Source organism: Streptomyces sp. NPDC037301 (assembly GCF_055602785.1).
Map to the genome: position 1 here is coordinate 1 of NZ_JBVJWD010000074.1, position 24,369 is coordinate 24,369.

General features: G+C 67.3%; 30 protein-coding genes. 17 read left to right on the top strand and 13 right to left on the bottom strand.

The genetic code is table 11. From position 1 onward, the window contains the following. The first annotated feature begins 198 nt into the window (after positions 1-198). Positions 199-1,005 (top strand): peptidoglycan-binding domain-containing protein, encoded by an 807-nt coding sequence (locus ACZ7IB_RS45040; protein ID WP_470920866.1) that lies wholly within the window; start codon positions 199-201, stop codon positions 1,003-1,005. A gap of 249 nt (positions 1,006-1,254) precedes the next feature. Here the strand turns inward: ACZ7IB_RS45040 and ACZ7IB_RS45045 are convergent, their stop codons facing one another. From ACZ7IB_RS45045 to ACZ7IB_RS45055, 3 genes are all read right to left on the bottom strand, one after another. Then, a complete protein-coding gene (locus ACZ7IB_RS45045; protein ID WP_470920867.1) occupies positions 1,255-1,890 on the bottom strand; it encodes a hypothetical protein in 636 nt (211 codons plus the stop codon). A 200-nt stretch (positions 1,891-2,090) separates the two neighbouring features. Next, positions 2,091-3,455, bottom strand: coding sequence for a hypothetical protein (locus tag ACZ7IB_RS45050; protein ID WP_470920869.1), 1,365 nt, complete (start codon positions 3,453-3,455; stop codon positions 2,091-2,093). A 197-nt stretch (positions 3,456-3,652) separates the two neighbouring features. Next, positions 3,653-3,835 (bottom strand): hypothetical protein, encoded by a 183-nt coding sequence (locus ACZ7IB_RS45055; RefSeq protein ID WP_470920871.1) that lies wholly within the window; start codon positions 3,833-3,835, stop codon positions 3,653-3,655. 62 nt (positions 3,836-3,897) lie between these two features. On the opposite strand from ACZ7IB_RS45055, the gene ACZ7IB_RS45060 reads away from it, so the two are divergent. From ACZ7IB_RS45060 to ACZ7IB_RS45070, 3 genes are all read left to right on the top strand, one after another. Then, complete coding sequence (locus ACZ7IB_RS45060) at positions 3,898-4,695, top strand: class I SAM-dependent methyltransferase (RefSeq protein ID WP_470920872.1); 798 nt, start codon at positions 3,898-3,900, stop codon at positions 4,693-4,695. Positions 4,696-5,014: 319 nt separating this feature from the next. Next, positions 5,015-5,860, top strand: coding sequence for a hypothetical protein (locus ACZ7IB_RS45065; RefSeq protein WP_470920873.1), 846 nt, complete (start codon positions 5,015-5,017; stop codon positions 5,858-5,860). A gap of 152 nt (positions 5,861-6,012) precedes the next feature. Further along, a complete protein-coding gene (locus ACZ7IB_RS45070; protein WP_470920874.1) occupies positions 6,013-7,611 on the top strand; it encodes an IS1634 family transposase in 1,599 nt (532 codons plus the stop codon). A 337-nt stretch (positions 7,612-7,948) separates the two neighbouring features. Here the strand turns inward: ACZ7IB_RS45070 and ACZ7IB_RS45075 are convergent, their stop codons facing one another. Both ACZ7IB_RS45075 and ACZ7IB_RS45080 read right to left on the bottom strand, forming a co-directional pair. After that, on the bottom strand, positions 7,949-8,329 hold the full coding sequence (locus tag ACZ7IB_RS45075; protein ID WP_470920875.1) for a peptidoglycan-binding domain-containing protein: 381 nt from the start codon (positions 8,327-8,329) through the stop codon (positions 7,949-7,951). An 85-nt stretch (positions 8,330-8,414) separates the two neighbouring features. Continuing rightward, complete coding sequence (locus tag ACZ7IB_RS45080; protein ID WP_470920877.1) at positions 8,415-8,750, bottom strand: hypothetical protein; 336 nt, start codon at positions 8,748-8,750, stop codon at positions 8,415-8,417. Positions 8,751-8,931: 181 nt separating this feature from the next. Between ACZ7IB_RS45080 and ACZ7IB_RS45085 the strand changes: the two genes are divergently transcribed. The 9 genes from ACZ7IB_RS45085 to ACZ7IB_RS45125 all read left to right on the top strand — a co-directional run bounded on the left by ACZ7IB_RS45085 (position 8,932) and on the right by ACZ7IB_RS45125 (position 14,293). Continuing rightward, positions 8,932-9,177, top strand: coding sequence for a hypothetical protein (locus ACZ7IB_RS45085; protein ID WP_470920878.1), 246 nt, complete (start codon positions 8,932-8,934; stop codon positions 9,175-9,177). Beyond that, a complete protein-coding gene (locus ACZ7IB_RS45090; protein ID WP_470920880.1) occupies positions 9,155-9,889 on the top strand; it encodes a hypothetical protein in 735 nt (244 codons plus the stop codon). The genes ACZ7IB_RS45085 and ACZ7IB_RS45090 overlap by 23 nt, the downstream gene beginning before the upstream one ends. 36 nt (positions 9,890-9,925) lie before the next feature. Beyond that, complete coding sequence (locus tag ACZ7IB_RS45095; RefSeq protein WP_470920882.1) at positions 9,926-10,573, top strand: hypothetical protein; 648 nt, start codon at positions 9,926-9,928, stop codon at positions 10,571-10,573. Between the two features lie 34 nt (positions 10,574-10,607). Next, a complete protein-coding gene (locus ACZ7IB_RS45100; protein ID WP_470920883.1) occupies positions 10,608-10,943 on the top strand; it encodes a hypothetical protein in 336 nt (111 codons plus the stop codon). Positions 10,944-11,088: 145 nt separating this feature from the next. Further along, on the top strand, positions 11,089-11,580 hold the full coding sequence (locus ACZ7IB_RS45105) for a zinc finger domain-containing protein (protein WP_470920885.1): 492 nt from the start codon (positions 11,089-11,091) through the stop codon (positions 11,578-11,580). Positions 11,581-11,728: 148 nt separating this feature from the next. Further along, positions 11,729-12,109: a hypothetical protein gene (locus ACZ7IB_RS45110; protein ID WP_470920886.1), complete on the top strand. Its 381-nt coding sequence runs from the start codon at positions 11,729-11,731 to the stop codon at positions 12,107-12,109. Positions 12,110-12,497: 388 nt separating this feature from the next. Further along, the gene (locus ACZ7IB_RS45115; RefSeq protein ID WP_470920888.1) at positions 12,498-13,067 is read left to right on the top strand and encodes a hypothetical protein; all 570 of its coding nucleotides are present in this window, start codon (positions 12,498-12,500) and stop codon (positions 13,065-13,067) included. Positions 13,068-13,407: 340 nt separating this feature from the next. Next, complete coding sequence (mihF, locus tag ACZ7IB_RS45120; protein WP_470920890.1) at positions 13,408-13,743, top strand: integration host factor, actinobacterial type; 336 nt, start codon at positions 13,408-13,410, stop codon at positions 13,741-13,743. Positions 13,744-14,089: 346 nt separating this feature from the next. Next, positions 14,090-14,293 carry a hypothetical protein gene (locus ACZ7IB_RS45125; protein WP_470920891.1) on the top strand — a complete coding sequence of 68 codons (204 nt, stop codon included), beginning with the start codon at positions 14,090-14,092 and terminating at the stop codon, positions 14,291-14,293. A gap of 67 nt (positions 14,294-14,360) precedes the next feature. On the opposite strand, the gene ACZ7IB_RS45130 is transcribed toward ACZ7IB_RS45125, so the two are convergent. Beyond that, positions 14,361-15,140 carry a hypothetical protein gene (locus tag ACZ7IB_RS45130; RefSeq protein ID WP_470920893.1) on the bottom strand — a complete coding sequence of 260 codons (780 nt, stop codon included), beginning with the start codon at positions 15,138-15,140 and terminating at the stop codon, positions 14,361-14,363. 228 nt (positions 15,141-15,368) lie between these two features. Between ACZ7IB_RS45130 and ACZ7IB_RS45135 the strand changes: the two genes are divergently transcribed. After that, positions 15,369-16,004 carry a hypothetical protein gene (locus ACZ7IB_RS45135; RefSeq protein ID WP_470920895.1) on the top strand — a complete coding sequence of 212 codons (636 nt, stop codon included), beginning with the start codon at positions 15,369-15,371 and terminating at the stop codon, positions 16,002-16,004. A 4-nt stretch (positions 16,005-16,008) separates the two neighbouring features. On the opposite strand, the gene ACZ7IB_RS45140 is transcribed toward ACZ7IB_RS45135, so the two are convergent. Next, positions 16,009-16,257 (bottom strand): hypothetical protein, encoded by a 249-nt coding sequence (locus ACZ7IB_RS45140; protein ID WP_470920897.1) that lies wholly within the window; start codon positions 16,255-16,257, stop codon positions 16,009-16,011. A gap of 100 nt (positions 16,258-16,357) precedes the next feature. Between ACZ7IB_RS45140 and ACZ7IB_RS45145 the strand changes: the two genes are divergently transcribed. Next, a complete protein-coding gene (locus ACZ7IB_RS45145; protein ID WP_470920899.1) occupies positions 16,358-17,419 on the top strand; it encodes a hypothetical protein in 1,062 nt (353 codons plus the stop codon). Positions 17,420-18,057: 638 nt separating this feature from the next. Here the strand turns inward: ACZ7IB_RS45145 and ACZ7IB_RS45150 are convergent. Further along, positions 18,058-18,597 (bottom strand): hypothetical protein, encoded by a 540-nt coding sequence (locus tag ACZ7IB_RS45150; RefSeq protein WP_470920901.1) that lies wholly within the window; start codon positions 18,595-18,597, stop codon positions 18,058-18,060. Positions 18,598-18,694: 97 nt separating this feature from the next. Here ACZ7IB_RS45150 and ACZ7IB_RS45155 point away from each other — a divergent pair, with 97 nt between their 5' ends. After that, positions 18,695-19,033 carry a hypothetical protein gene (locus ACZ7IB_RS45155; RefSeq protein ID WP_470920903.1) on the top strand — a complete coding sequence of 113 codons (339 nt, stop codon included), beginning with the start codon at positions 18,695-18,697 and terminating at the stop codon, positions 19,031-19,033. Between the two features lie 98 nt (positions 19,034-19,131). Here ACZ7IB_RS45155 and ACZ7IB_RS45160 read toward each other — a convergent pair whose 3' ends face one another. Beyond that, a complete protein-coding gene (locus tag ACZ7IB_RS45160; protein ID WP_470920909.1) occupies positions 19,132-19,983 on the bottom strand; it encodes a phosphotransferase family protein in 852 nt (283 codons plus the stop codon). Between the two features lie 32 nt (positions 19,984-20,015). Further along, on the bottom strand, positions 20,016-21,401 hold the full coding sequence (locus tag ACZ7IB_RS45165; protein ID WP_470920905.1) for a helix-turn-helix domain-containing protein: 1,386 nt from the start codon (positions 21,399-21,401) through the stop codon (positions 20,016-20,018). Positions 21,402-21,619: 218 nt separating this feature from the next. Here ACZ7IB_RS45165 and ACZ7IB_RS45170 point away from each other — a divergent pair, with 218 nt between their 5' ends. Beyond that, complete coding sequence (locus ACZ7IB_RS45170) at positions 21,620-22,873, top strand: IS256 family transposase (protein ID WP_326741176.1); 1,254 nt, start codon at positions 21,620-21,622, stop codon at positions 22,871-22,873. A gap of 18 nt (positions 22,874-22,891) precedes the next feature. Here ACZ7IB_RS45170 and ACZ7IB_RS45175 read toward each other — a convergent pair whose 3' ends face one another. From ACZ7IB_RS45175 to ACZ7IB_RS45185, 3 genes are all read right to left on the bottom strand, one after another. Next, positions 22,892-23,320, bottom strand: a complete 429-nt coding sequence (locus ACZ7IB_RS45175; RefSeq protein ID WP_329594017.1) for a hypothetical protein — start codon at positions 23,318-23,320, stop codon at positions 22,892-22,894. A gap of 446 nt (positions 23,321-23,766) precedes the next feature. Beyond that, entirely contained in the window at positions 23,767-23,970 is a 204-nt protein-coding gene (locus tag ACZ7IB_RS45180; protein WP_470920906.1) for a DUF397 domain-containing protein, read from the bottom strand. An 11-nt stretch (positions 23,971-23,981) separates the two neighbouring features. Then, positions 23,982-24,369, bottom strand: a 388-nt coding sequence (locus ACZ7IB_RS45185; protein WP_470920908.1) for a Scr1 family TA system antitoxin-like transcriptional regulator, incomplete at its 5' end; no start/stop codon positions are given.

Sequence of the window (24,369 nt, forward strand, 5' to 3'; positions counted from 1 at the left end):
ACGCGGCGGAGAAGAAATCGAAGCATGGGATCGTGACTTTCCGGGTGTGGTGCCGTCGCCGAAGGATGGTGAACGGGGGTGACCGGGGCCGGGGGGGGGGGGGGGGGGGGGGGGGGGGGGGGGGCCCCCCCCCCCCCCCCCCCCCCCCCACCAGGAATCCACATCCGAACCAACCCCACCCCCTGTCCGGGAGAAGCCATGGCCACCACATCGCACCACGCCGCTCCTGCCCGCAACCGATTCCGACGGCTGCTGAACTGGCTCCGGCGCCGCCCGCTCCTCATCGGCGTCACGATCATTGCCCTGATCACCGTCGCCACATCGGCCTACCAAAACGCCGAAGGACGCGCCTCCAGCACCTCCCCACAGGCAACCCCCACCGCGTCTGCCTGCGCCGACGGCTATTGCTCAGCAGACGGCGTGCCCCTGCCTGGGGAAACCACACAAGGCCTCGTCTCGCAGCCTCCGGACGACTGCGAAGAGGGAGATTGCCCTCAGCCCGGCAGCACGACCGCACCCGAGGACATGACTGCCCCACCCTCGACGACAGCCGACCCCGCCCCTGCACCCGCGACAGAGGCGCCGCCCCGTACCGGGCCCCGCTCTTGGCCCCAGGTCAAATCCGGCGCTCAGGGCCACACTGTCGCTGCTGCCCAACTCCTGCTCACCGCACACGGCTACCCCACGGACGCCGACGCAGCCTTCGGCCCAGGAACCACTGCACACGTGCGCTCCTTCCAGCGAGACCGCTCACTGGCCGCCGACGGCATCGTCGGCCCCGACACATGGCACGCCCTCATCATCAACGTGCGCTCAGGAGACCGCGGCCCAGCAGTCACAGCTGTACAACGCCTGCTTGCCGCACACGGCCATCCCATCGACAGCGACGGGACTTTCGGTACGTTGACGGCGGAGTCCGTCGGAGCTTTCCAGCAGGAGCAACACCTGGCCACGGACAGCGTGGTCGGCCCCGACACCTGGGCAGCTCTCCTCAGCCAGGCGTGACCCGCACCACCGGCGCAGCTCCGTTCCAGGGCAGCCCGCGCGGCAACCGCTCCCTCATGGGCTCATCCCCCACATCGCATTCCCTTGAAATGTCCTGCTGTTGAACCTGGTCAAACGCCGGGCATCTGCAGCGGGTTTCCGGCGTCCCAAGCGGAACGCTCACTGGCAAGCTGTGCGCTGGCGTACTCCGGGGAGCTGGCCGATTCCGCTGACGTGATCACTCGTGAGGCCCCGATGTCGGGGTACAGCTCACCGGACTCGTGCCTTTGCTTCCCGGCACTCCGGGCAGCGGCACCCATGGACCGTGTAGGTCCGTTCCTTCCCGTGGTCCAGCCTGGGGTTCCGCCCGGCCATGAGCGCGCCGTCCAAGTTCCGCGCGAAGTCGGGGTGAGAGCGGGCATATCCCCAGATCCGGTTCAGTGGGACATCAACCTTGGCCGCCGACCACTGCGGTGACTTCCCCCGCACGATCCACTGCAGGACTCGCGCACGTGCCTTGGCGGGGAATGCCGTCTCTGCCGCTGTGCGCCGCGGTGCGTGGGTCTCCATGTTGTGGGCTTGGTGGCATTCACATCCGTCACCGGCCCGGCATCCCTTCGACCACGTCGTCAGCTTCGTCCTCCCGCCGTGGTCCTGAACAGGGCGGGGGGCGGCTATGGCGTCCAGGAGCTGGCGGCCGGTCCACACCCGCCGTTGCACCGCGGCGCCGAAGGTGTGGTGGGCGCCGACGGCCTCCTCGCGGCCGCCTTCGCCCAGGTGTCCGCCCGCCGCCCACTTCGCGACCGTGCGCGGCGCACGCGCTGTCAGATCGGCCAGGGCCTTGATCGTGTACCGCTCGTCGGGGTCGAGTACTTCAGCATGGTCGGCCAGGGGGTGGCGTCGCACCGCAGTTCTCCTTCGGGTCCTCGTGCCGTCATCGGGCGCAGGCTTCCGCATCGATGGCACGACGGCTGATCGATGGGATGTGAGAGGCGGACCATGCCTGCCGCGTCGACACGGTGGGCATACGGCTGCGCCGTACCGTGCCTGGCGGGGAGCAGCCGGGCGGTGCACGCCGCGCGGCGGCCTCGGCAAGGGCGTCGTCATCAGGCCCGGGCGGCTGCGAGCTGGTCGCGGGTGTAGGTGGTCGTGCTGCTTGAGGGGGTGTCGCGCAGGAGCTCGAACAGGGTGGGTGGTGCTGCGGGGTCACCGGGTTGGACCGCGGGGGCGGAGATGTCGTCGAGGAGGACGTCGACGAGGCGTGCGAGGGTAAGGCAGCCGTTGCCCGAGTAGCCGAAGCCGATGCCCCAGCCCTCCCATTCGGGTGCGAGCCACAAGGACCCGTCCTCGGTGCGGATCCAGCAGACTCCGGCGCTCAGGATGAGGGCAGCGAGCGGCGAGCGGGTGGGCAGGCGCTGCAGCGTGTAGGTCAGCAGGTTCGCGCTGCTGGTGCTCGGGGTGCGGTGCAGCACGGGGGTGCTGGCGACGGGGTCGTGCAGGAGGACGTCCGTGTCTGCCTCGTGGCCGTTGTCCAGCAGGACTTTCTCCAGGACTGTGGGAGGCTGATCGGGCGCGGTGGGGACCAGGCGCTTTGACCACTCTCGGGCAGTGTCGCAGGCGGCCGGCTGCACGCTGGTCACGGCCCCGGTGTGCCAGTCCTGGCCGCCGTCCCAGCGTTGGGCGAAGTCCGCGACCCGGTGCGCGAGGACGTCGCGGCGGTCTGTGATGCTCAGCCAGCCGGCGCGGCGGACCATCTCCGTCGGTTTCTGCGGGGCGGGGCGGGTGGGCGGGGCCGGTACCGCGCCGAGGACGAGGTGGGCGCCGTCGCCGCCGTCGGCCGCGTTCTTGCGCAGCTCGTCGATGTAGCGGGTGGTCGAGGTGTAACCGCGGTGGCGGACCTCGCGGGCGAGGTACCAGCACAGCTCGGCGGCCGGGGAGCCGTCCGGCTCGTCGGCGGCCAGCTCTGTCAGTGCCGTGACCGGGGTGGCGATGTCGTGCGCGGGTACCAGTGTGGGCGGTGTGCCCGGGCGCCAGGCGTTGATCGCGTCGCGGTCGCGCAGCGAGTGGAACCAGTACGGCGCCGGTTGCCCGAGGGCCGCCGCGAGTTGGGCCCATGTCGTGTCGTACGGCTCGCCGGCCCCGTCGATGTCGCAGGCGTGGAGCTCGGGTACGTATGGGTGCGTCACCTGGGTGCTGGTCTGCGCCACGATCACGCATGCATATCGGTGGGCGAGGCGTTCACCGTGGTGTCGGCGCAGGGCGCCGACGACCCGTTTGGGGCTCGCGTTGCCGTCGGTCATCGAGTGCACCAGAGCGACGCCGCCTCGGTCGGTGCCCCATCGCAGCACCGCGTAACGGTCAACGAACTCCGCCTGGTCGAACTCAGCGCCCCCCGCCGTGTGCTGGAGCCACCGCTCCTGGCGTGCGCCGCCGTTGTCCTCGTCCGGTGCACTCCGTGCGGACAATTTCACGCTGTCCCCTCTCTTGGGTTGTCGGCACGTCCCCTGCCCGGGCCGGGCCGGGATCGCGCGCCGCTCCCACCTTGCCCGTCCCCGCGGCCCGGCACCCGCGATCCACCGGAATGAGACACCGGCCGATACCCGACGACCGCCCCTGAACCGCGCGGCAGCACGCGGCCTCGCACCGCGCCGCGCGCTCCCGGCGCCGGTCAGGCGCTGATCTGCGCGACGGCGGCGCGCAACTCCTGGCGCTCCGGCGGCTCGGAGAAACGCCGTGCCCTGGACCAGGTGACGCCGCCGTCGCCAGGATGTCCAGGACGCAGGCGCGGCTGTATGAGTCGGAGCCGGAACTCGATTTCTGGCACCTTGGCCCCGGGGGCTCGGCGTGCCACACCGGCAGAGTCCCGCGCCAAACGCCGAAGGGGGCTGGTTCGCCAGTGACAAACTTTCGCTCATGACCACCGATACCCAAGGCGATGACGCTCGTGCCCACTACGACCGGCTCGCCCCGTCCTACGATGAGAACTGGAGTCACTCGCGGCAGTTCGCCGACTGGATGCGTGCCGCCATCAAGGAGCGGCTTGTCCCGACCGTGGGTGAGCGGCCTCTGGATCTGGGCTGCGGCACCGGGCTGTACACCGACGCGCTGACGCCGACGCAGCACACCATCACCGCCGTCGACCCCTCGTTCGCGATGATCGAGCAGATCCTGAGGCGGGCTGGCGACAGGCAGATCTATCCGGTGTGCGCGACCGCGCAGGAGATCGCCTCGGGCCAAGAGCCCCTCCCGGAGACTGCGTACGACGTGGTCCTTGCCAAGGAGGTCCTGCATCATGTGGCGGCCGAGGAACGCGCTGAGGTGGTCGCTGGGCTGGCCCGGCTGCTGGCCCCGGGCGGCCGGATTCTGGTGGTGATGCTGCCCACCACTATCGACTATCCCCTGTGGCCGGCCGCTCTGGCGCGCTTCACCACCCGTCAGCCCGACCCGGAGCACATCGCGGACGCGATGCGCGCGGCGGGCCTGGATACCGAGGTGACGTATTCGGGGTTCCCTCTGGCATTCGCCCGTGACCGCTATCTGGGGATGGTCCGCTCCCGCTACATGTCACTGCTGTCGGCGTACTCCGACGCCGAGCTCGAGGACGGCATCACAGAGATCCTCCGTCAACACAATACTGAGGAGGACTTCTCCTTCACCGACCGGTTCGCCTTCGTTCTTGGTCGCAACGGAGTGCCGCCAACCACCACATAGGGAACACTTCCTCGATAGCCCACTGTGCGAGGTGGTTCCCTGTCAGTGAGTTTCAGGGGCCGGGGCTTGGGGACGAACGCCGGAAGGTGCGGACGGCGCTCGTTCACACGGGGCCAGCCAGGCGTAGCGTTGGTCGTCAACTCGTCCAAGGACACAAGGACTGGGAGCAGCGGGTGGGGGATGACGTGGGGGCGGGATGTACTGCCTCTCCTGTGCATGAGGCGTTCTGTCGGGCAACGGCGGTTGTCGAGAGGGAAATGGGCGAGCTTCTGGCCTACGAGGGGGATGGGAGGAGGAGTACGTCACCCTCCGGCTTTGCGTGAACGTCGATCCCGAGGTGCGGTTCGAGCGGTTCAACAAGCAGCAGGAGGGCCGCGTCGGTGCGGACTACCTGTGGTGGTGGGTGGACAGGTCCGGTGAGTGCTTCGGTTGCCTGATCCAGGCGAAGAACATCAAGCAGGATGGCCGCCGGTGGCAGATCGGCTTCCAGCACCCACGCACCTCGCCAGGGGAACAACTGCGGAAGCTGTTCGAGACGGCCGACTCGTTTCGGATCCCGGCCGGCTTCATGCTGTACGCGGGCGACCGGGGATACCGGTCGCAGATGCGCTGCGCCTCGGCACACGTGGGCCGTGTGTCCTGCGGTGAGCGGGACGGGGCGGCGGTGACGCTGGTGCCGGCACTGGCGGCCGAGCGGGAGATCCGGCTCGCCGAACAGGCTCCGTGGCATCCCGACCGTAGTGCGGTGGAGGTGTTCTGTCAGTGGGCGAAGCCGCTGATCGAGGTGACCGCGCCCGGCCCGTACGGCGCAAGCGACCTGTACCGGGCGCTCAACCTGGGCGGCGCGGATCCAACGCTGCGCGAGTTCCTCTCCGCGGAGCAGGTCGGCGCGCGGAAGGTGGCCCGTCACATCTTCGACAGCATCGGCCGCATGGCCATGGGCCAATTTGCCGCAGCCGTGGCCGAGGCTCCAGTAGAGACCGCCGCCGCGAGCGTGTTCCGCAGCTTGCCCGACCTGCGCGGCCACTTCGCAGTCCCGTACTTCGAACACACCCTGCGCGGGCTGCGCAGAAAGCTGCCGGACTACGTAGACCGCTGCCTTGCCGGGGATCCCCCGCCCGATATCGCCGCGAGGGCCGACGGGATCATTCTCGTCGAGCTCTAGACCCGGACTTCGCGGGTCGTTGATTCGTATGGTGTGACCGGCTCGGGGGTGTCCCCGAGCCGGGGTGTGGCGTTGGGTGGGGTGTGTCGATGTCTTCCCGGTCCCCGCGGCCACGGTCCCAGCGTCAGCGCTTTGAAGTAGCGGTGACGTCCGTGGTGGAGAAGCGTCTGGGCGCTCTGCCTGTCGCTGCCGAGTTTCTGCGCCGGCTGGATGTCGCCGGGATTGTCGACGAGGTCTGTCCCGGTGGCGCGAGTGCGCTGGTGACGCACGGGCAGGTGATCGAGGCGCTGGTGGCCAACCGGCTGACCTCGCCCGCGCCGCTGGTGCGGGTGGAGGACTGGGCCAGGTGCTGGGCGGTGGAGGAGGTCTTCGGGATCGAGCCTGGGCTGCTGAACGACGACCGTCTGGCTCGTGCTCTGGACGCGATCGCTCCGGAGCTGGAGAAGATCGCGGGCACGGTCGGGGCGCGGGCGATCGGTGAGTTCGGGATCGATGTGTCCCGGATGCACTGGGACATGACCAGCATGTCCGTGCACGGGGCCTTCCCGGTCCAGGGCCAGGACGAGGACTTCCCCGTCATCAACTACGGGCATCCCAAGGACCGGCGGGTGGACTTGAAGCAGGTCCAGGCCGGACTCGCGGTGTCGGCCGACGGTGGCATTCCGCTCCATGCCCGGGTCTTCGGCGGGGCGGCGGCCGAGGTCAGCCAGGTCGTCGGGGCGATGAAGGACCTGCGGGCCATGGCCGACGAGCAGGAGTTCCTGATGGTCGCCGACTCCAAACTGGTGTCCTACACCAACATCTCCGCCCTGCTGGCGGCCGGGGTGCAGTTCATTGCCCCGGCCCCGGCCGCGCAGGTCAAGGACGACGTCTACGCCGCACTCGACTTCTCGCAGGCCACCGTCGTGGACTGGACACCGGACCGGGACGCGGACAAGCCGGCCGAACAGCGCGAGTTCTACCGTGTGCTGGAGGACAGCCACACCCTGAACGGGCCCCGCAAGAGCGATCCGCCGCTCACCGTGCGGCGGATCCTGGTCCACTCCACCGCGAACGCCGCGGGCCAGCAGGCCGCCCGGGCCAAACGCCTGGCCAAGGCCGCCGAGGAACTCGGCAAGCTCACCACCGCAGCCGGTGGACGGCACTACAAGACCACCGAGAAGATCACCGCCCGCGTCGGGGTGATCGCCGCCAAGCGCCGTGTCACCTCCTGCCTGCGCTTCACCGTTACCGAGAACGAGCACGGCATCCCGGCCCTGGCCTGGCACTTCGACACCGGCGTCCTGGACGCCGAAGCCGCCGTCGATGGCTGGTACGCCTTGCTGACATCCACCCCGGCCGAGCAGGCCGACCCGGACCAGGTCCTGATCCACTACAAGGGTCAGGGCGCGGTCGAGCGCCGCTACCACGACTTCAAGGGCCCCCTCGCGGTCGCGCCCGTCTTCGTCCAGCACAACCGGCGTGTCGCCGCCCTGATCCAGGTCATCTGCCTGGCCCTGCTCGTCTTCTGTCTGATCGAGCGGCAGGTCAGACGCGCACTCGGCCCCGAACAGACCATGATCGGCCTCTACCCCGACAACCGCCGGGTCCGCCCCACCGGCCGCATGATCTTCTACCACCTCGGCGAACTCACCCTGCGGATCGGCCACATCACCGATCCGCCCACCGTCCAGATCACCCGTGGCGTCCAACTCCACCTCCTCGATCTCCTCGACACCGACATCGGACAAACCCGCTGGCCACAAACCTGAAACAGCGACCCGCGAAGTCCGGGTCTAGAAGTCCGCGCCCGGTCGAGGGTTCCCGCGTCCTTGTCCGTGCTGCTGTTGAGGGATGAGAACGCAGCCGCCCGTGCTGCTCGAAATCAGAACGAGCGCGAGTTCCCACCGAACTGGCTTCAGTTTCCGTGAACCCACGGGGCTCTCCGGCCTCCGGGATCAATGGAACCGTGGTTGGCGCTGAGATTGATCACGGGAATGTGGACCGCACACGCTCAGCCACTCACCCGCGCAGCATGTCGCACGACGCGCCGCCCGGATCGATTCCGGGCGGCGCGTCACAACAGGGCGAACGTTGCCTAATACGGCACTAGGCCTCCGTCCGGAGCCATGCCCAGGTATTCGCGCCGACAATGCCGTCGGCAGTGATCCTTTTCGCAGTCTGGAAGCGCTTCACGGCGGACTCCGTGGCAGCTCCGAAGTAGCCGTCCACCCCAGTGGAGCCCACCGAGTAGCCGTGGTAGATCAGCAGCGCCTGGACCTCCTTCACCTTCGCACCAGAGTCGCCGCGGTCCGTGTAGGCGTTGCTGCGGTCGTAGCCGCAGAAGACCCCGTCGAGGGTTTCCTGGCAGTTCGCCGCCACCACAGTCGGTGCTTGAGCGGTGGCGGGTGTGGCCAGAGCGGCACTGGCGGAGCCGATCGGAAGCAGGGCCGCGGCCAGTACGGCGGACGCGAGCAGGGAAAGTCTCATGCGCTGAGGCAACTGAGAGCCCTTCGAACGGGGCGGGGCAGGCCCGCTGGATTGGTTGAGCGCGAACATATCCCTGTATCGGCCGTCAGGGCAGGGCGCACAACAGCGTGCGGGGGAGCGTGCGAAGCCCGGTCAGGAGCACCCGGCGCGAGGGCTGAACGTAAAGGCCGCACCGACCAAATCGTGCAGGCATTCGCCGACTGTCGGCTCGGGACGATGCCGTCCCGACCATGATCGAGGTTCCATTGATCCCCGCGGCCGGGATACGCCATGCCACCCGGAGGGGGCTGTCCGCCGCCGTGGCGTCAGCGCCGTGCGTCGCCGGGCGGTGTTCGGGTTTGCCGAGCGAGTCGAGGAACAGGTCGTCCGCCGTCCGGACGGTCACCGCCTTCCCGACCGGCAGCTGGACGAGCGTGGGCACCGTTTTCCCCTTGCCACAGATAACAGGTCCGGCTCTGTTGCGTCGCGCGACGGTAGCGGCTGGCGAGGCCTGATGGCCAGCCGCTGTCACTCATCCGGATGGACGGCCTGCAGATTCGCCGCCGACTCGCATCCGATGCGGTTCTCTCGCATTGGATGCGGGCTACGGAGAGTGGTGGACAGTGAGGTTCAACGGGACGGTCCCGGGGGCGGCGAGACTGCACCTGACGGACGGCATCGCACTGCTGCGGCCAGAGGAACAGGTCTTCTCCGCGATGCTGGGCGGATTCGCCAATCAGCAGCTCGCACGGAACCTGGCCCGCTCGACTGTCGAAGGTCGGGAGAACACGGTGAAGACGTTCACCGCCTACGTGAACGCCTTCACCGTGGCAGTGGACGCCGGCCATGGTGGACGAAGGGCTCGGTGACCTGCGCTCATTGCGTGATCTGAAGCGTTCGACGATCCGCTCGTACTCCGAAGCCATCCGCTCCTTCTGCTACTTCGCCACCGACCCCCTCTACGAGTGGGCCACCACGGGTGAAGAGCGGTTCGGCTCCCATCCGGTCCAGATCGTGCACGAGTGGAACACCGCGGTGCACGTCCAGGACAACGAGTCCGATGCGAAGAAGCGCGCCTTCACCAGGGCCGAGCTACATGCTTTCTTCGCCCACTGCGACGACGAGGAGGCCCGCATCCGGGCCTTCGGCCGCAAGGGCTGGCTGCCCGCGTTCCGCGACGCGACGTTGTTCAAGACCGCGTACGCCTTCGGGACACGACGCAACGAGGGCTTTCCGGGCTACGCGTGTGTGTCACCCTCGCCGGGATCCCACCTTGGGCGTGAAGCTGGGAAGATGACGACGGCCTGCGGAGAGTGCGGGGCCTGGGAGTGCCGTGGGTGCTTCCCCGGCGGCCCGCCTCCCTCCGACACCCTGTGCGACAAGTGCAGCCGGATGAAGTGCGCCGACTGCTCGACCTGCGGGTGTGCGCCCAAGTGCCTGATCTGCGAAGGCCGGGTGAGTAGGGAAACGCACATCCGTGTCGGCTGGCCGTGCTGGTGCGCGTGTGTGTGCATGGCACTGGCCCCCGACAGCCTCGCGCTGGCACCGGAGTACGAATGCGTGGCCGACGACTACGACTGAGCCGGGGAGCAGGGTGATCCGGACGCTGCGATCCAGGTGGAGGCTGAATGGGGCCACGATCTCCTGGCCGACGGTCTCGACCAGCCATGTGTCGTCGCCGTCCTGACCGCAGCGCACGTACAGGTGCCTGTCGAGCTCCACGAGCAGCGCGGCGCGCTCCAGGCGCTCGCGGACGGGGGCGGCGAAGGCGAGCTTCCCCTGCTCCCAGGCGTCGCGGACCTTCTTGTGCACGGTGGGCAGTTTGTGCGGCACCAGCGGCCTCGCGTAGCCGGGGCCGGGAAGCCGCGCGACCCGAAAGCCCTCCCGTGTCACGGTGCCGTTGCTGCCTTCCGGATAGCCGCACTCGCGAGCCAGGTCCGCCCACTTGTTGGCCTTGGCCGCCGGCAGCGCTCGCACGCCTTCCAGAGCATCGCGGCGATGGGCATGCTGATCCGGATACTCGAGCCTGGAACGAGCTCGGCGGACTGCTCGGCCTGCCCGGCCGGAAAGGCCCATACCACCGGCGCCGACCCGGTTCCGAAGATCGAGCCGTCCGGGCAGAAGTCGCAGGCAGCTCCCGCGTTCTCCATATTCATCGGCTCGGGCGACGACAGCTTCGTCCCGGGGAGCCGGGACGCCAGTGATCGCCTCGAAGACGGTGTTGGGTTCCATGCCCTGCATAACTGCCGGACGCCGAATGGGTGATGGCCTTCCCTCCCATTCCTGCGTTGAACCACGTATGACCCACCGCCTGTACGAACACGACCTCGGCACCCTCTACCTGACCTTCGCTCCGGCCCACTTGGACGACGATGACGCCGCCCTGGCGCTCATCGCGAACTTCCCCGACATCAGTGCCGCCCGGATCCAGCACGGGCTCGCGTGCCGCCACTTCGCCACGACGGGCGACGAGAGCCGGATCGACGCCTACTTCGACGCCGCGGACATCGGCCCCGACCACGAGTTCGACGCCGGAATGGTCGCCGTCGTACGCCGACAGGTCGAGCGGATGCGGATGCTGGAGTGGGAACTCACGGGCGCCCACCCGAGCGACACCGACCCAGACGCCGAGTGATTCTCACAAACAGTCCTTTGTCCGAGCGAGATCAAAACGGAGCGTCCGGAGATCGCCGAATCCAGGATCGGGTCGCAGAAGCCGTTCTCACTCAAAAGCCGGGAGGGCAGTTTCTGCGACTTGAGTTGTGTGAAAATCCGGGCTCATGACGAACCCTCAAGAACCTTCCCCGCCCGCCGAGTCAGAAGCCGATCTCGTCGAACGCCATCCGTGCCCCAAGTGCAGGGCCGCACCCGGCTCGCCGTGCCGCTCGCGCTCCGGCGCGGTCGCGAGCGCGTTCCACACCGGTCGCTTCACCAAGGTGCCGAAGCTCAGCAAGGAGCTGCGGGTGCAGACGCTGGCCGACCGCGGCCCCGGCCAGCCGTGGCGGCCCGGAGCTCCGGTCCCCGCAGCCGTCGACCCGGACCTGCCGAGCACGGACATCCGCATCGGCTACGCCCGCTGCTCGACCCTCGGCGGGGTACTCGACTCGCAGCTGGACGCGCTCGCCAAGCACGGCATCGAGCGAGAGAAGGTCTTCAGCGAGAAGATCAGCACTCGCATCAAGGTCCGCCCCGCCTTCGAGGAGGCCCTGAAGACCGCCCGGGAGATCAAGGCACACGCGCCGCAGTGCCGGGTCCTGTTCAGTACGAGATGAAAAGGCTCGGGCGGGTTGCCGCCGAACTCACCGCGCTCGCCGACCACCTCACCGAGCACGGCCTGGTGCTGGAGATGCTCGCCGGGCCCCTGCCCGGCATCTACGACCCCACGGGCCCGGCAGGCTGCTGTTCGGCTTCTTTGCCGCGATGGCGGAGACCGAGCGGGAGAACATCCGCGAATCCACGCTGTATGGGCTCGACACCGCGGCCCGCAAGGGCAAGCACGGCGACCGGCCCCCGGTCATCACCGCCGACATGCTGCACACCGTCCTGCGCCGCAAGGCACTCGGCGAGTCCGTCGAGCAGATCCAGCCCGACCTGATCATCCCCACCGGCAAGCGCAAGGGACAGAGCCCCAGCGTCGCTGGGATCTACCGGGTGCTCGCCGAGCACGAGAAGGCCCGCGCGTACCCCGAGGCCATCGAGGCGGCCCAAGCCGACTTCGCCGCCCTCCAGGGCGCCGACAACATCCCTCGACCCCGCTCGGCATTCGCCGCCGCAGAGGAAACAGGTGCAAAATCCCCGTAAACCTGCTGGTCAGCGCCACAACGACAGAGGCAGGATGGTCATCTCGATCACCTTGTGAAAGGACCGCTCCCCATGGCGCTTCCTCCGTTGACCCCATCCCAGAGTGACCTGTGACAGCGAAGCCCGGCCGGTTGCCAACGAAGTTGGGACATCGCTGTTCTGTGACAACGAAGTTGGGAACTGGCCAGGGGCGTTGTCGGTACCGGCTGTTATGCTCGGCGCAGCGCACCTCGCTTGTGCGCGCCGGCCGGGCCCACCCCCGGGATGCCGGTGAACCGTGCTGCCGCGCGGGTGCGAGCGACGACCGGTGCCCTCTTCCGAACCGCGCACCCTGGCCAAGCTCGTGGTGGGACGAACCGCAACGCCAGGACGCGACGAAGGAGAAGCGATGGCCTCGTCCTCCCGCAACACCACCAACCAGGAGCGGATCGCCCGCGCGCTGAACCGCACGACCGGCTGCGGCTACCAGAAGGCCCTGCAGCGCGTGAAGGCCGCGGCCGACGCGGGGCAGCTGCCCGCCAAGCTCGACCAGGCCGGCCGCGAAGAAGCCGTGCGTATGCTCACCGAGAACCACACCCAGCCCGCCCCGGTCGCCGTGGCGAGCGGCCCGTCCGCCGACACGCAGCCCTCAGCAGTGGTGCTCGGGCTGGTCCGCGGAGGCCTGGACAAGACCGTGGCCGTGACCGACGCCAGCGTCCTGGCCGCCCAGCAGGGCCACCAGGTACTGCCGGTCGACCTGGGCGAGTCGCTCACCGAACTGAGGGCCGAGACGCACAGGGCGATGGAGGCGCACCGGACCTTGCGGTACAAGGAGCGGGTCGTCGACGCCATGCGGGCGCAGCGGGACCAGAGTCTGAACCCGTACCTCCTTCCCACTGTGCCGCGGGAACTGGTGCAGCACGGAGAACTGCTGCTGGAGCAGACCCGTCGGCTGCCGCAGAGCGACAACTCGCAGTGAACCGCACCCATCGGCGAGGCGGGACCCGCCCGGTCCCGCCTCGCCGACGGCCGGTTACTCCCAGGCCATCGGCAGGCACTCGGGCCCGCGGCTGGTGAAGATCGCGTCCAGCACCCGCACCGGCTACTCGGCCGGCAGCTCGCGCACGGGTTCCACCATCATCGGGTGCGGCTCGTCACGGTCCTGAGCGATGCTGGGACGCCGCAGGGCGGGGCGGCGGCGAGCCGTTGCGCTGCCACGTCCAGAGCGGACCGGAAGGCTCGGCGTACCCCTGGCTCGTCCGCCGTCGCCACCGCACCCTGACTTGGCCAGCTCCCAACTTCGTTGTCACAGAACAGCGATGTCCCAACTTCGTTGGCAACCGTCCGGGCTTCGCTGTCACAGGTCACAGAGGGCCGAAGCACTTCAGAAGGCGAAGGCTGTCCGCAAGGAACGCGGCGACCTGATGGCCGCGTTGAAGGCGGGAGCCCTGCCGCTCAGGGACCTGCTCGCCCGTCAGGACACCGTGGTCGGCAAGATCCGGGTGCGGCGTGTCCTCGAATCGCTCCCCGGCATCGGCGCCGTCCGCGCCGGCCAACTCCTCGCCGACCTCGGCATCTCCGAGAGCCGCCGCGTCCAGGGCCTCGGCGCCAACCAGCGCGCCCGGCTCCTGTCGCTCTTCCCGCCCAAGGACTGACCGAACGCGCCCTGTCGGCGAACGCCGGCGTCGGGCAGGGTGAGAGGCATCAGCCGCAGTGATCAACGGGAGGGGAACGGCATGGCCTATGAGGACCGCACGTACCACGGCGTCCAGGGAGCCGGCAGCGACGAGGACGCATGGCAGCCCGCCCGGCTGCTGGTCGACAAGCCCGAGGACGGCCCCACCCAGCGCGAGAGCGTGAAGGTGCTGCGCGAGCTCAAGGCGAAGGACGAGGACGAGCTGGGCGGCTTCGGGCCACAACGGCGGCGGCACCAGCCGCACAGCCGCGGCGGTCCTCACCGACGCGCTCGACCTGGGCGACCCCGACGAGTGCGGAATGTCCGTGATCGCCTACCCCCAGGACGACGCCCTGGTCGCGCTTCGTGAGGACTTCTGCATCGACGTGCTCTCGCAGTTCTGCGACGAATGGCGGCTCGGCCGCGTCGCCGTCCTGCGCTGGGCCCGCGGCTGGTACGTCCAGCGCGGCATCACCGAACTGCCCGCCGCGCTGCGCGAATTGCCGCCACTCGTCGACATCGACGTCTGACCTGACCGGCTCAGAGGACCCTGGCGATCAACTCATGGCCAGGATCCTCTGCCGTGCGCCCGACCTCCTACGAGCGCGGCCAAGCGGCCGGGGTGCTCGGCGGCAGCGGGATCTCGTCCAGCCGCAGCCACTGCTCCTGGCCGTTCTGATCAGGCAGGCGGAACCGCACGTCCCCGGCCTCGTCCGCCTCGTACGGGGCATCCCCGACTGCCCGCAGCAGGGCGCGCAGTCTCGGATAGGGGGCCTGTATCGCCCGGCCGCGCACCCCCTCACCGCGCAGGGCGACCAGGGTGAAGGAAGCGACATTCACCCCTGTGCGCCGGTGACCGTCGGCGTGGGCCACCGCTTCCGGGTACTCCACGATGGAGGCCAGCGCCTCCGGGCCGGCGACCGTGTACGCCAGCACCAGCTCCCCGCGCTGGAGCACCACCTGCGCTCCCGGCTCCATCATCGAGCCGTCCTGTGTGCTGATGGTCGACAAGGCCACCTTGCCGACCATCGGGCCCATTCCGATCTCACGGACCTCGTCGAACTGCTCCACCGTGGCGTCCACGAATCGCTCGGAGTCGGGCAGCACCAGCACGCAGTGCCCGTTCCACGAGGTGCCCGTCCAGCTCGGCGTGAGCGAGCCATAGCGCGTCCCGCTTCCGTCCTTGTTCTGGATCGCCAGGTCGACCGGCAGCAGTTCAGCCCGCACCCCCAGCTGCCCGTAGGCGTTCCGCAGCGTCATGCACGCGTCCACGCATATGTTCGCCGGGACGCGGCCGTCGGCGAGGGCCACCCACAGATACGGCAGCACCAGTTCCACCAGCTGGTCCGGCTTCGCGTGCTCCAGCATCCTCGCCATCTGATCCAGGCTCCCCCGCAACGGCAACCCGCCCCCCGACAACACCGGTACCGCCGCACGCGGACGGGGTACCGAGGGACTTCGTGGGACAACCCGCTTCTGCGGCGTTCGGTGCTTCCTGCCCCGCTTCTGATTCGACATGAGCAGAGCCTAAAGATCCAGGCGGCCACTGCGACAGAGCGCGTTCACGGCGTGAGTTCCCCGGCGCCGGGCCGTAGGCTCGATGCCGTGGCAGACATCAAGAACACCCAGGGCTTCAAGGCCCTCCTTGCGCAGACCGAGGCCGAGTTGCTCACCCGCGGCCTGGACGTCGTGCCCGTCGGGGTGCGTAACGTGCTCGCCCACGCGGTGAACACCGTCGCCGAGCGCATGGGTATCCAGCCCCGCTCTGCCCTGCGCTACATCGACCCCTCGGTCATCGCCGACCAGATCGCCAAGGCCGGTGCCGAGTCCACCGACGGTGCAGAAGGCGCCCACGGCATTCGGCCCTTCCGTCTGGAGAACCGCACGGTACCCACCGACCGGTGCGTTACCGGACGTCCCCTGATGGCCTTGGCCCAGGCCGCCAAGTACGCCACCAGCAACGGTGACTCGCGCACCGCGCAGCACGCCATCGACCTCATCTGTGAAATCGGCTCCGCCATCGCCGACCTCGACAGCGAGCTCGCGCCTGTCCCGGCCGCCGTGCTGGACGAGACCGCGCAGATCCTGGACCGCGTCGCGGACAAGATCGAGAAGGAAGGGTGGAGTGCCTGCCCCTGCGGTGAAGACCACGGCCAGGCCCGCGCCGACGCCGCGGTCCCCGCCGTCATGCGCGACGACGCCGACCTCGTACGCAGCGTACGGGCCAGCATCGACCGCTGACGATCTACGCGCCCGGCCTCTGGCCGAGCAGCGCCGCCAGACCCAGCTCCGTGTCCGAGGCCGCCATCACCGTGTCGATGGTGCCCTTGGACAGCTCGTCGGCGAGGGCGAGCACCTTCTCGTTCAGCTCCCGCAACCCAGCAAGCTGCTCGTCCAGGGTCTTGAGCTTCGCTCGCCGCGACGGGCTGAGGTCCGTCAGCCGGCGCCACTTCTCCTTGCGAGTCACCTCGGCACGGTCGGCCAGGGCGGCCACCAGCTCTTCTCCGAACTACGCCGTTCGCAGCGCGAGACGTCGACACACGCAGCGCCCCGCCCCGGGTTCGAGACATATCGCGACGGGGCAACATGCCCTCATGAAGCTCCGCAGAAGTTCGGCAATTGCGATGAATAGGCAAGTGGCTCGACGGCAGCAGCGATTCTTCCGTGACCTCTCTGATGACGATCGACTCGATCTTGATGCGGTCGTCAGGGAATATGGTCGCGCAATGCGCGAGAAAGACAGAGTCCCCCTAGTGGACGCCAAGAGGTTGGATAGGAGTCGATTTCACCTAGGACTCAATGTGGAGCCACGGAACTTTAATGATGTAACAAAGCGGGCGATCCTGGTTTCGGACACGCTAATGCTTTCCGAGGACCATGAAGGCGAACTGATCGAACTCGACTACTACCTGGCCGCTCCACATAATGTCGTAAGTGCTAATCCGGTTCTGGTTCATTACGGCATGCGATCCACGGATGTGCAGGGGTTGGGAAAGTGGATCCTAGACTCTGAACCACTCATGAAGTCCGGGCTACTTTGGTATCTTCCGTCATATGCGGCAACAAACCCGTCCCATTCGAGTATTGCCGCTGAAGATCTAACTTTCCATAACAGTCAGGCAATCGACTACCTAATTCAGGAACGAAGGGTCATCGATGCGTCAGGGGCCGAGCCTATCAAGAGCCGAGTGGTTCGCCCAATTATGAGCATGGACGTCCCCTACATCGACGGAGTTTCCCTCCGCGACTTCAGCAGAGTGACTACGGAAGAATTCGACTCATATGCTAAGTTTCGGAGTTTCCTCAGAGCGACAATGCTAGACATGGACGAGGCTATAGAGTCAGTTCAATCCCAAGTCCAACTGGCAAAACTTGAGGGCGAAATCCGCAGCCAGGTACTCGACGTCCAGCAGAGAATCAGCAACGCAACAAAGACGAAGGCCCTTGCCGCCGTTGGGGCGACATTGTGCGTCACGACCGTAACGTTGCTTGCAGTTCAAGCTGAACAACTGATCTCGGTTGTCTCGGCTCTAGGCCTCAGCGCCGGAGGCGTTTGGCCAGCCATTCAAGCGCGATTCGACAACGGACGCAGTAAGCATCGCGAGGGTGAATGGCTCTACGTATGGGCCCTGATGGATCAAGGTCGTCGCTACTAAGATCAACGGACAGCCGGCACGTCATTCCTGCTCAAGTGACTAGAAAATCTAAGGAACAGGACGCGTTGTACGGCATCGAGTGCGCACACTGCGGCCGTGTGATCATCACTGGCCTGATCGAAGGCCCGCGCCTATGCCCGGCGGAGGAACGCGCGCAGGCCGCCGGGCGTCCGTACTGCCCGAAGTGCCAAACGATCGATGCCCAGCTGTACGTGACGAGTGCCGGTGACATGCGCGGCCCGTGCGCGGCCCGTGCGCGGCCCGTGCGCGGCCCGCCTCCTGAGGCGCCGTGTTACGGACCTCCAGCCGGTCACGGCGACGATCCCGGAATGACCCGACCTCCTGGAGGGGCTGGGCCACCCTCCAGGGAGGGACCGGGTGCCGGGACACATTGCGGGAACGGGGGCGTGAGGCCGGGATCTGCTGCGCCGATCACCGGCGACGACCTCCTGGTGCGGTTCTGGGAGGTCGTCTGTGCCCGCCCCATTCTGAGCCTCCCGCCTGCCACTGCCGCTCCGCCACGATGAAGGTCACGACGGCAAGGGCCGTCGACGGGCCGATTCACAGTCCCTTACCACGCCGCCTGGACGAGCGCGTCGCGGGCGGCCTCGTCCACGGCAAGTTCCTTGCGAGGGCCCTCAGAGGTCACGGTCCGACTTCAAGCCGAGGGCTTCGGAGACAAGCGGCACACCGATTGACAGAGTGAACACCGGTCCGAGGGAGTCGGCGTCCAGGGTGCTGCCGATCTGGTCGAAGTGGTCGCCCAGAGCGCCCTCCTCGAATCCGTCGTCGAGGAGGTTCCACGGCGAGTGGCCGTTGGGGCGTTCGCGGAACTGGGTGGCTGCGGTGACGGCGTAGCAGATCGCAGCCGGCCACAGTTGCTCGACCAGGTAGTCCCGCTTGTCCTCGCCCTCGCTGACCTCCTCGTCCCCTTCCAGTGTGGCGGCCACCTCTGCGCGAAAGCGGTGGCGCAGGTCGGGGTGAGCTGCCTCCACCGCGCTCACGAGGGTGCCCAGGCTGGTGCCCGGGCCCAGCCCCTGCAGGGCGGGCGGCAGATCGCCGGGCGGAAGCCACACCCATACCTGACCAGGGTCGAACCAGTGCGGCAACGGCAGCCGCAGGACACCGTCGTCGCCTTCGAGACGCTCGCGGAAGTCCGGGCCACCGGCGCAGGCCAAGAGGCACGCCGTCGTCAGCGCTGTCGCAGACGGCGCCCTGGGCACGCGCGTCGAGGCAGGCCGGGCCGCACTCGCCGACTTCTCTTCGCGGCCAGCGGTGGCCTGCGACGGTCCCCGGTTCCTCGGGCCCCAGCTGATCCGCGACATCCTCTTCCTACACGTGGAGGAGGTGGCCGAGGTCCTGCACGACGCTGGAGGCGAGCTCGCAGCCCTGGCGCTGTTCGTCCTGGAGCTGACCGAACATCCCGGCGGCGTGCACAGCGTCTTCTACCGAGACGCGCTCAACGCGTGGTCGGCCTGGCGCGGCGGCGGGACGCAACTGACGTCCGGCCCGAACGGCGACTACGTGGCCGTGTTTCCCGAGGCCGTACGCGACGAGGTCTGGGAACGGGTCGCCGGGCTCCCGCTCGCCGGGACTTCCGGCACGCACAGCTGAACAAACCGGAGGCGGCCACAGCCGACGTGCATGCCAGCCTTGAGGAGGCCACGTCGGCCGGGTCAGCAGTGATGCGGGCAGCCGTAGCGGCCGTGACTTCAGCCCACCGCGGTCCATCCCCAGGGGCGAGGTCCTCGCTGACCTCTCACACAAGCAACTCGGTGGAAAGCTTGAGGCCGTGCGCTAGGGTCTTCGGTCGCAACCTGCAAAGCGAACGTGACCAGTCGAAGTTCGCGAGTCGCTCGCAGGGTCGGATACCCGCCCCAGTCCATGACGTCATGTCCGTAAGCCACGCAGAACTGCCTGTACTCGGCCGCTGTGACAGAACCGAAGGTATCTGCCGCGACTGCTGTCGAGGTGAGGTCCCATTCAGGTAGGCCGATCGAAGTGCGTTCGAAGTCGAGCAGGACTGCCGTCCCGTTTGCCAATATCGCGGTATTTCCGGGCCATGCGTCGCCATGTATTACGCATACTGGCAAGCCGTCCGGCAGTGCTGCCCATGAACTTCGCAGGGCGTCAAGGTGCCGTAGCAGCCACGTTTGATTCTGTTCGCCGACCCAACGCGCAGAGCACACTCGGTCAGCGATGCGTACAAAGGGATCCAGCTCGCCTAGGTCCAGCTGAGGTTGAGGCAAGTCGTGAAGTTGCTGTAGCAGTGGCGCCAAGTCGGCCTCGTTTCCCGGCCGGTGGGGGGGAAGTTCATCCCATAGCGTGGCGGCACGTCCCCCTATTTGGATGGGCTGGTCGATGGGTAGAGGCCGGACTGCGGCCATCCCTTCCTTGGCGAGCCAACGGGCTACAGCGACTTCGCGGGCGGCCGCCGCGCCTTGCCCTGGGCGGCCGATGCGTACGACGACTCCGCCCGGGAGACGCCACAAATCGTTCTCTGCCAGCCTGATGGGTTCGGCACCTTCTGAAGAGATGCCTGCAACTCTGGCTATCCCCTGCATGATGTTCAGGGACCGGGCGGTGCGGGACTGGTTCACACCAAGACCGTCGATCGGATACGTGCGCGCATTTCTGCGACATCCGGCCTTCGGGCGTACCGTGCGCCGGCCTTAGCGAGATCACGGACGTCGGTCAACGCTCGTTTGGACTGGAGCTTCCCTACTTCGTCCAGTGCTCGTGAAGCGATGACTGCGGCTTCCTGGGGCTCGCCGGCCAACATGAGGAGTGTGGCGAGTTTTGTTCCGGACAGCGCTCGAGACCGCACGTATGCGCCGGTGTGTCCGTCGATGGCTCGCTGGAGGCGGGTACGCGCCGTGGTGGGGGACTGCCCTGGCATCAGTGCGATGTCGAAGGCTGCGTGTCCTGTGTCACCGTGATGCTGAGCATCGTCGTAGTAGGCCATCCATGGAACATCTTCGCCCTTCTGGGCAGTGCTGAAGACGTCGTCGGACTGGCCGATCGCAGTGAGTGTCTCCTGGGGTCGTCCCATCTTTGCCCAGGCTCGGGCTCGTGCGTTGTGCAGCATGGCCTGCTCGCGAGGGGTTAGACGGTCGGAACGGACCAGGCCGTTGTCGGCAAGCGTGAGCCCGACATCCGGGTGCCCGCACCAGACGGCCTGTCTGGCTCGCCAGTTCAGGGCGGTGGCCCTGAGATGCCAGTTGTTGGCTTGTTCGGCGCACCATGTCCCGAAGTTGAGCAGTTGTTCTGCTTCCTTGTGGGCGTAGGCATCGAAAGCGCTGGCTCCTATCACGACGGCCAGTCGACCAACCGCGGTGAAAAGAGAGGCCTCAAGAGAAGGCGGATATGGGACATTCAGTAACCCTTTGGCCCAGGCGAGTTGGCCCGTCCACGTGCTGCGGACGATTCCAGCACCCCCGAACAAGTTGTCCCAGCCTGCGAGTGTGTCAGCAGCGGCTCCGACTTGTGCGATGTCTGAGGGGCGCACGCTCTTGGGAAGTGAGGGTTCTGCGACCAGACCGGCTACGGAGCCAGGGGCAATAGCGGCCAGGCCACTGACGGCAACGAATGAGCGACGGTTCACGTCTGACGGCCTCCCATCTGAGTACGTGGTCTCGTCCACCAGCATGCCCGCAGGGGCTGCACGGAAGCCATCCGGAGCCGTCTGCGCCGACGTCTTGTCCGCATCAGACGGTACGACAGCTGCTTCTTCCTCAACGCGGCGCCAGAGCCGGTTCAGTGCGCCACCAGCGTCCAGAGCTTCGTCGAAACGGGCGGTGAGACTCTCGTTGCAGGATCGTTCGTCCTTCTCGATTCGTTCGACTAACGTGCCACTGACGTTGACTTTTACTCCCAGCGCTGCGGAAGAAAGCCTGCGGACACGTCTCCAGTTCCGCACCTCGAGCCCGAACCATGCGCGAGTAGAGACCGTGTCATCAAGAGGCTTTGGTCGTTGCGGCATGAGCTCCCTATCTGAAGGACTGATGCGGACAACAGCTGCTGTCTGAGATTGTCCGCATCATAGATACGTTCCGCAGGCCCTCTCGCGAAATCGGCGAGCAATGCTCAAGACCTGTGGATCGGAATCGGGAAGGACGCGGAGGGCGTACCTTCCCGAATGATCCTGTGAATGGTCATCGAGTAGGCCTGCGGTGCAGCGCGGGTCGGGAAGGTACGTCCGTGCTCAGCGTAGTAACTGCCGACGGCTCCACCCACTCCGGCTCTCTGATCGACGAGATCGTCCGCGAGGGCGCCCGGCGTATGCTCGCCGCCGCACTGGAAGCGGAAGTCAACCAGTACATAGCTGAGTTGGCCGCCGAGACGGACGATCGGGGCCGACGCTTGGTCGTCCGCAACGGCCACCACCGGCCCCGCACCGTGGTCACCGCGGCAGGTCCCCTCAAGGTCACCGCGCCACGGGTGAACGACCGGCGCGTGGACGAGGCCACCGGCGAGCGCAAGCGGTTCTCCTCGAAGATCCTGCCGCCGTGGTGCCGCAAGTCCCCGAAGATCAGCGAGGTGCTGCCGTTGCTCTACCTGCACGGACTGTCGTCCGGGGACTTCGTGCCCGCACTGGAGCAGTTTCTCGGCGGCACGGCCGGCCTGTCCCCGGCTACCGTGACCCGGCTCACCAAGCAGTGGAGCGACGACCACGCCGCCTTCCAGGAGCGCGACCTGTCGGATCGCGACTTCGTCTACGTGTGGGCCGATGGCGTGCACCCCAAGGTGCGTCTCGGGCAGGCGCACTCCTGTGTCCTGGTCCTGCTCGGGGTGCGGTTGGACGGCACGAAGGAGCTGATCGCCCTGGCCGAGGGTCTGCGAGAGAGCACCGAGTCGTGGGCCGACCTGCTACGCGACTGCCGCCGCCGGGGCATGCGCGCCCCGGAGCTGGTCGTCGGTGATGGCGCGATGGGCCTGTGGAAGGCTGTCAGTGAGGTGTTCCCAGCTGCACGGCATCAAAGGTGCTGGGTTCACAAGGCCCGCAATGTCACGAACTGTCTGCCGAAGTCCGCACAGCCGAGCGCAACGAAGGCGATGCAGGAGATCTACAACGCCGAGGATCGCACCCACGCCGAGAAGGCGATCGAGGCTTTCGCGCGCACCTACGGGACAAAGTGGCCCAAGGCCGTCACGAAGATCGTCGAGGACCAGGAGGAACTGCTGGCGTTCTACGGCTTCCCGGCCGAGCACTGGATCCATCTGCGGACCACGAATCCGATCGAGTCGACGTTCTCCACGGTCAAGCTGCGGACCAAGGTCACCCGCGGGGCAGGCAGCCCGGCTGCGGCCCTGGCGATGGTGTTCAAGCTCGTCGAGTCCGCCCAGATCCGCTGGCGCGCGATCACCGGAGCCCATCTCGTCGCGCTCGTCCGCTCCGGCGCCAGGTTCGAGAACGGCGTCTTCGTCGAACGCCTGGAGAACACTGCCGCGTGATGGGATTCGCGGCTGGGCTCACTGATCGCTCAGGGAGGTGACGAAGCGGACGAAGGCCTCGTCCCCAGCGCGATTACCGGCGAGCTCCGCGCACAACGCGGGGAAATCAGCCCAGGCCTCGCCCTCGACGGTCCACCTGGCAACGCTGCTACGTCCGTCACGGATGCGTACTTCGTCGACCCATCGGTCGAGGCCGTCGCCCGCCGAGTAGACGAAGAAGTGCGCGTCCTCCATGGCCGGTGCCAGGAGGTCGATGAGCTGGTGAAGGTTGCGTATGTCGATGTAGCAGATGTCCGACAGCTGCTCCAGGCAGAGGTAGTCAGCCTCCGGTGGCCCCAGGTCGAATTCCCATCCTCTCCCATGGGCCTTCTGGTTGAGCAGATGGACCGGCCAGGTTTTCTGCCTGGGCACCTCGGTGGCCACCACCGAGAGCGTCTCCTCGACCAAAGACCGCCATCCCGGACGTACTCGAATAAACGTCCCGTATGGGTTGGGCCACGGCGACACCTGAGCAAACCACAACCGGTACCGCCCGTACCACCGATCATCGCGCCAACGATCATCGCCCTTGGTGACAAACGTTCCTGATGGCTCGATCGGATGAGGCTCTCTCATGGGCTGAGCATATGAGACACCGCCGTCGGTGCCATGAAGCTCCACGTCCGGTCGGCAAGCCCTCCCGGGCCAGCATGCCAGGCTCTAGCACAAGGCTTTCATCAAGCCTCAGTGAGACTCACCCTCACGCACCACCTGACCCACAACTCTTGACAATTGCTCGAAATCGGCCGAGACTGCGCTCTCGCCGCTCAGTGGTCGAATCGAAATGGGGCCGGCTCACATCAGAGCGGCCCGTCCCCAGCAAGGGGGGAGCCGCTCTGATGTGAGACCTTGGCTCAGGACTGGGGGCGAAGGTTGCCCATTCGGACTGCCTGTGTGAAGGCAGCCCACGCCGAGGGGCCGAACGTGAACTGCGGGCCGTCGGGCGCCTTGGAGTCACGTACGCGGACTTCCCGCGGTATGTCTATGGCGCACTGGACGCACTCGTTGTTAGGGGAGCCGCTGTAGCTGCTGGTGAACCATCGGGGTTGTGCTGGCACGGTATTCCTCGCTAGTTGTGCTTGGTGAGATGCCTCTTGCTCGCCTCGACGATGAGGTCTGCGGAGGCGTCGGGGTCCAACGCCTCACGGCGCAGGAAGTCGATAGCGCTGGCGTACTCTTCGCGCGCGCGGGGCTCTTCCATGAAGAGCGAGCCGACCTGGCTCTCGATGAATACGACGTCAAGGGCAGGGTCAGGGCTTCCGTAGAGGATGAAGCTGCTGAGAGCAGCGCTGTACGCGCCGGCGCTAAAGGGCAGGATCTGAACTCTGATGTGTGGTTGTTGGCTGCGTCGTAGCAGGTGATCTAGGGCCTGTTCTCGGTTGTGATCAAAGTCGGGTTTTGGCCCCGTGCGTGTTGGTGGCCTGGTAAGACGTTCGTGTGACGCGTGCGCAACTGAC

Bases quoted from the DNA above. Each gene is read 5' to 3' on its own strand.
- ACZ7IB_RS45145 (WP_470920899.1), top strand. From the start codon at position 16,358: ATGAAGCTCCGCAGAAGTTCGGCAATTGCGATGAATAGGCAAGTGGCT.
- ACZ7IB_RS45040 (WP_470920866.1), top strand. From the start codon at position 199: ATGGCCACCACATCGCACCACGCCGCTCCTGCCCGCAACCGATTCCGA.
- ACZ7IB_RS45100 (WP_470920883.1), top strand. From the start codon at position 10,608: ATGACCCACCGCCTGTACGAACACGACCTCGGCACCCTCTACCTGACC.
- ACZ7IB_RS45060 (WP_470920872.1), top strand. From the start codon at position 3,898: ATGACCACCGATACCCAAGGCGATGACGCTCGTGCCCACTACGACCGG.
- ACZ7IB_RS45110 (WP_470920886.1), top strand. From the start codon at position 11,729: ATGGCGGAGACCGAGCGGGAGAACATCCGCGAATCCACGCTGTATGGG.
- ACZ7IB_RS45115 (WP_470920888.1), top strand. From the start codon at position 12,498: ATGGCCTCGTCCTCCCGCAACACCACCAACCAGGAGCGGATCGCCCGC.
- ACZ7IB_RS45105 (WP_470920885.1), top strand. From the start codon at position 11,089: ATGACGAACCCTCAAGAACCTTCCCCGCCCGCCGAGTCAGAAGCCGAT.
- mihF (WP_470920890.1), top strand. From the start codon at position 13,408: ATGTCCCAACTTCGTTGGCAACCGTCCGGGCTTCGCTGTCACAGGTCA.
- ACZ7IB_RS45130 (WP_470920893.1), bottom strand. From the start codon at position 15,140: ATGGCGAGGATGCTGGAGCACGCGAAGCCGGACCAGCTGGTGGAACTG.
- ACZ7IB_RS45165 (WP_470920905.1), bottom strand. From the start codon at position 21,401: ATGCCGCAACGACCAAAGCCTCTTGATGACACGGTCTCTACTCGCGCA.
- ACZ7IB_RS45160 (WP_470920909.1), bottom strand. From the start codon at position 19,983: ATGCAGGGGATAGCCAGAGTTGCAGGCATCTCTTCAGAAGGTGCCGAA.
- ACZ7IB_RS45090 (WP_470920880.1), top strand. From the start codon at position 9,155: ATGGTGGACGAAGGGCTCGGTGACCTGCGCTCATTGCGTGATCTGAAG.
- ACZ7IB_RS45075 (WP_470920875.1), bottom strand. From the start codon at position 8,329: ATGAGACTTTCCCTGCTCGCGTCCGCCGTACTGGCCGCGGCCCTGCTT.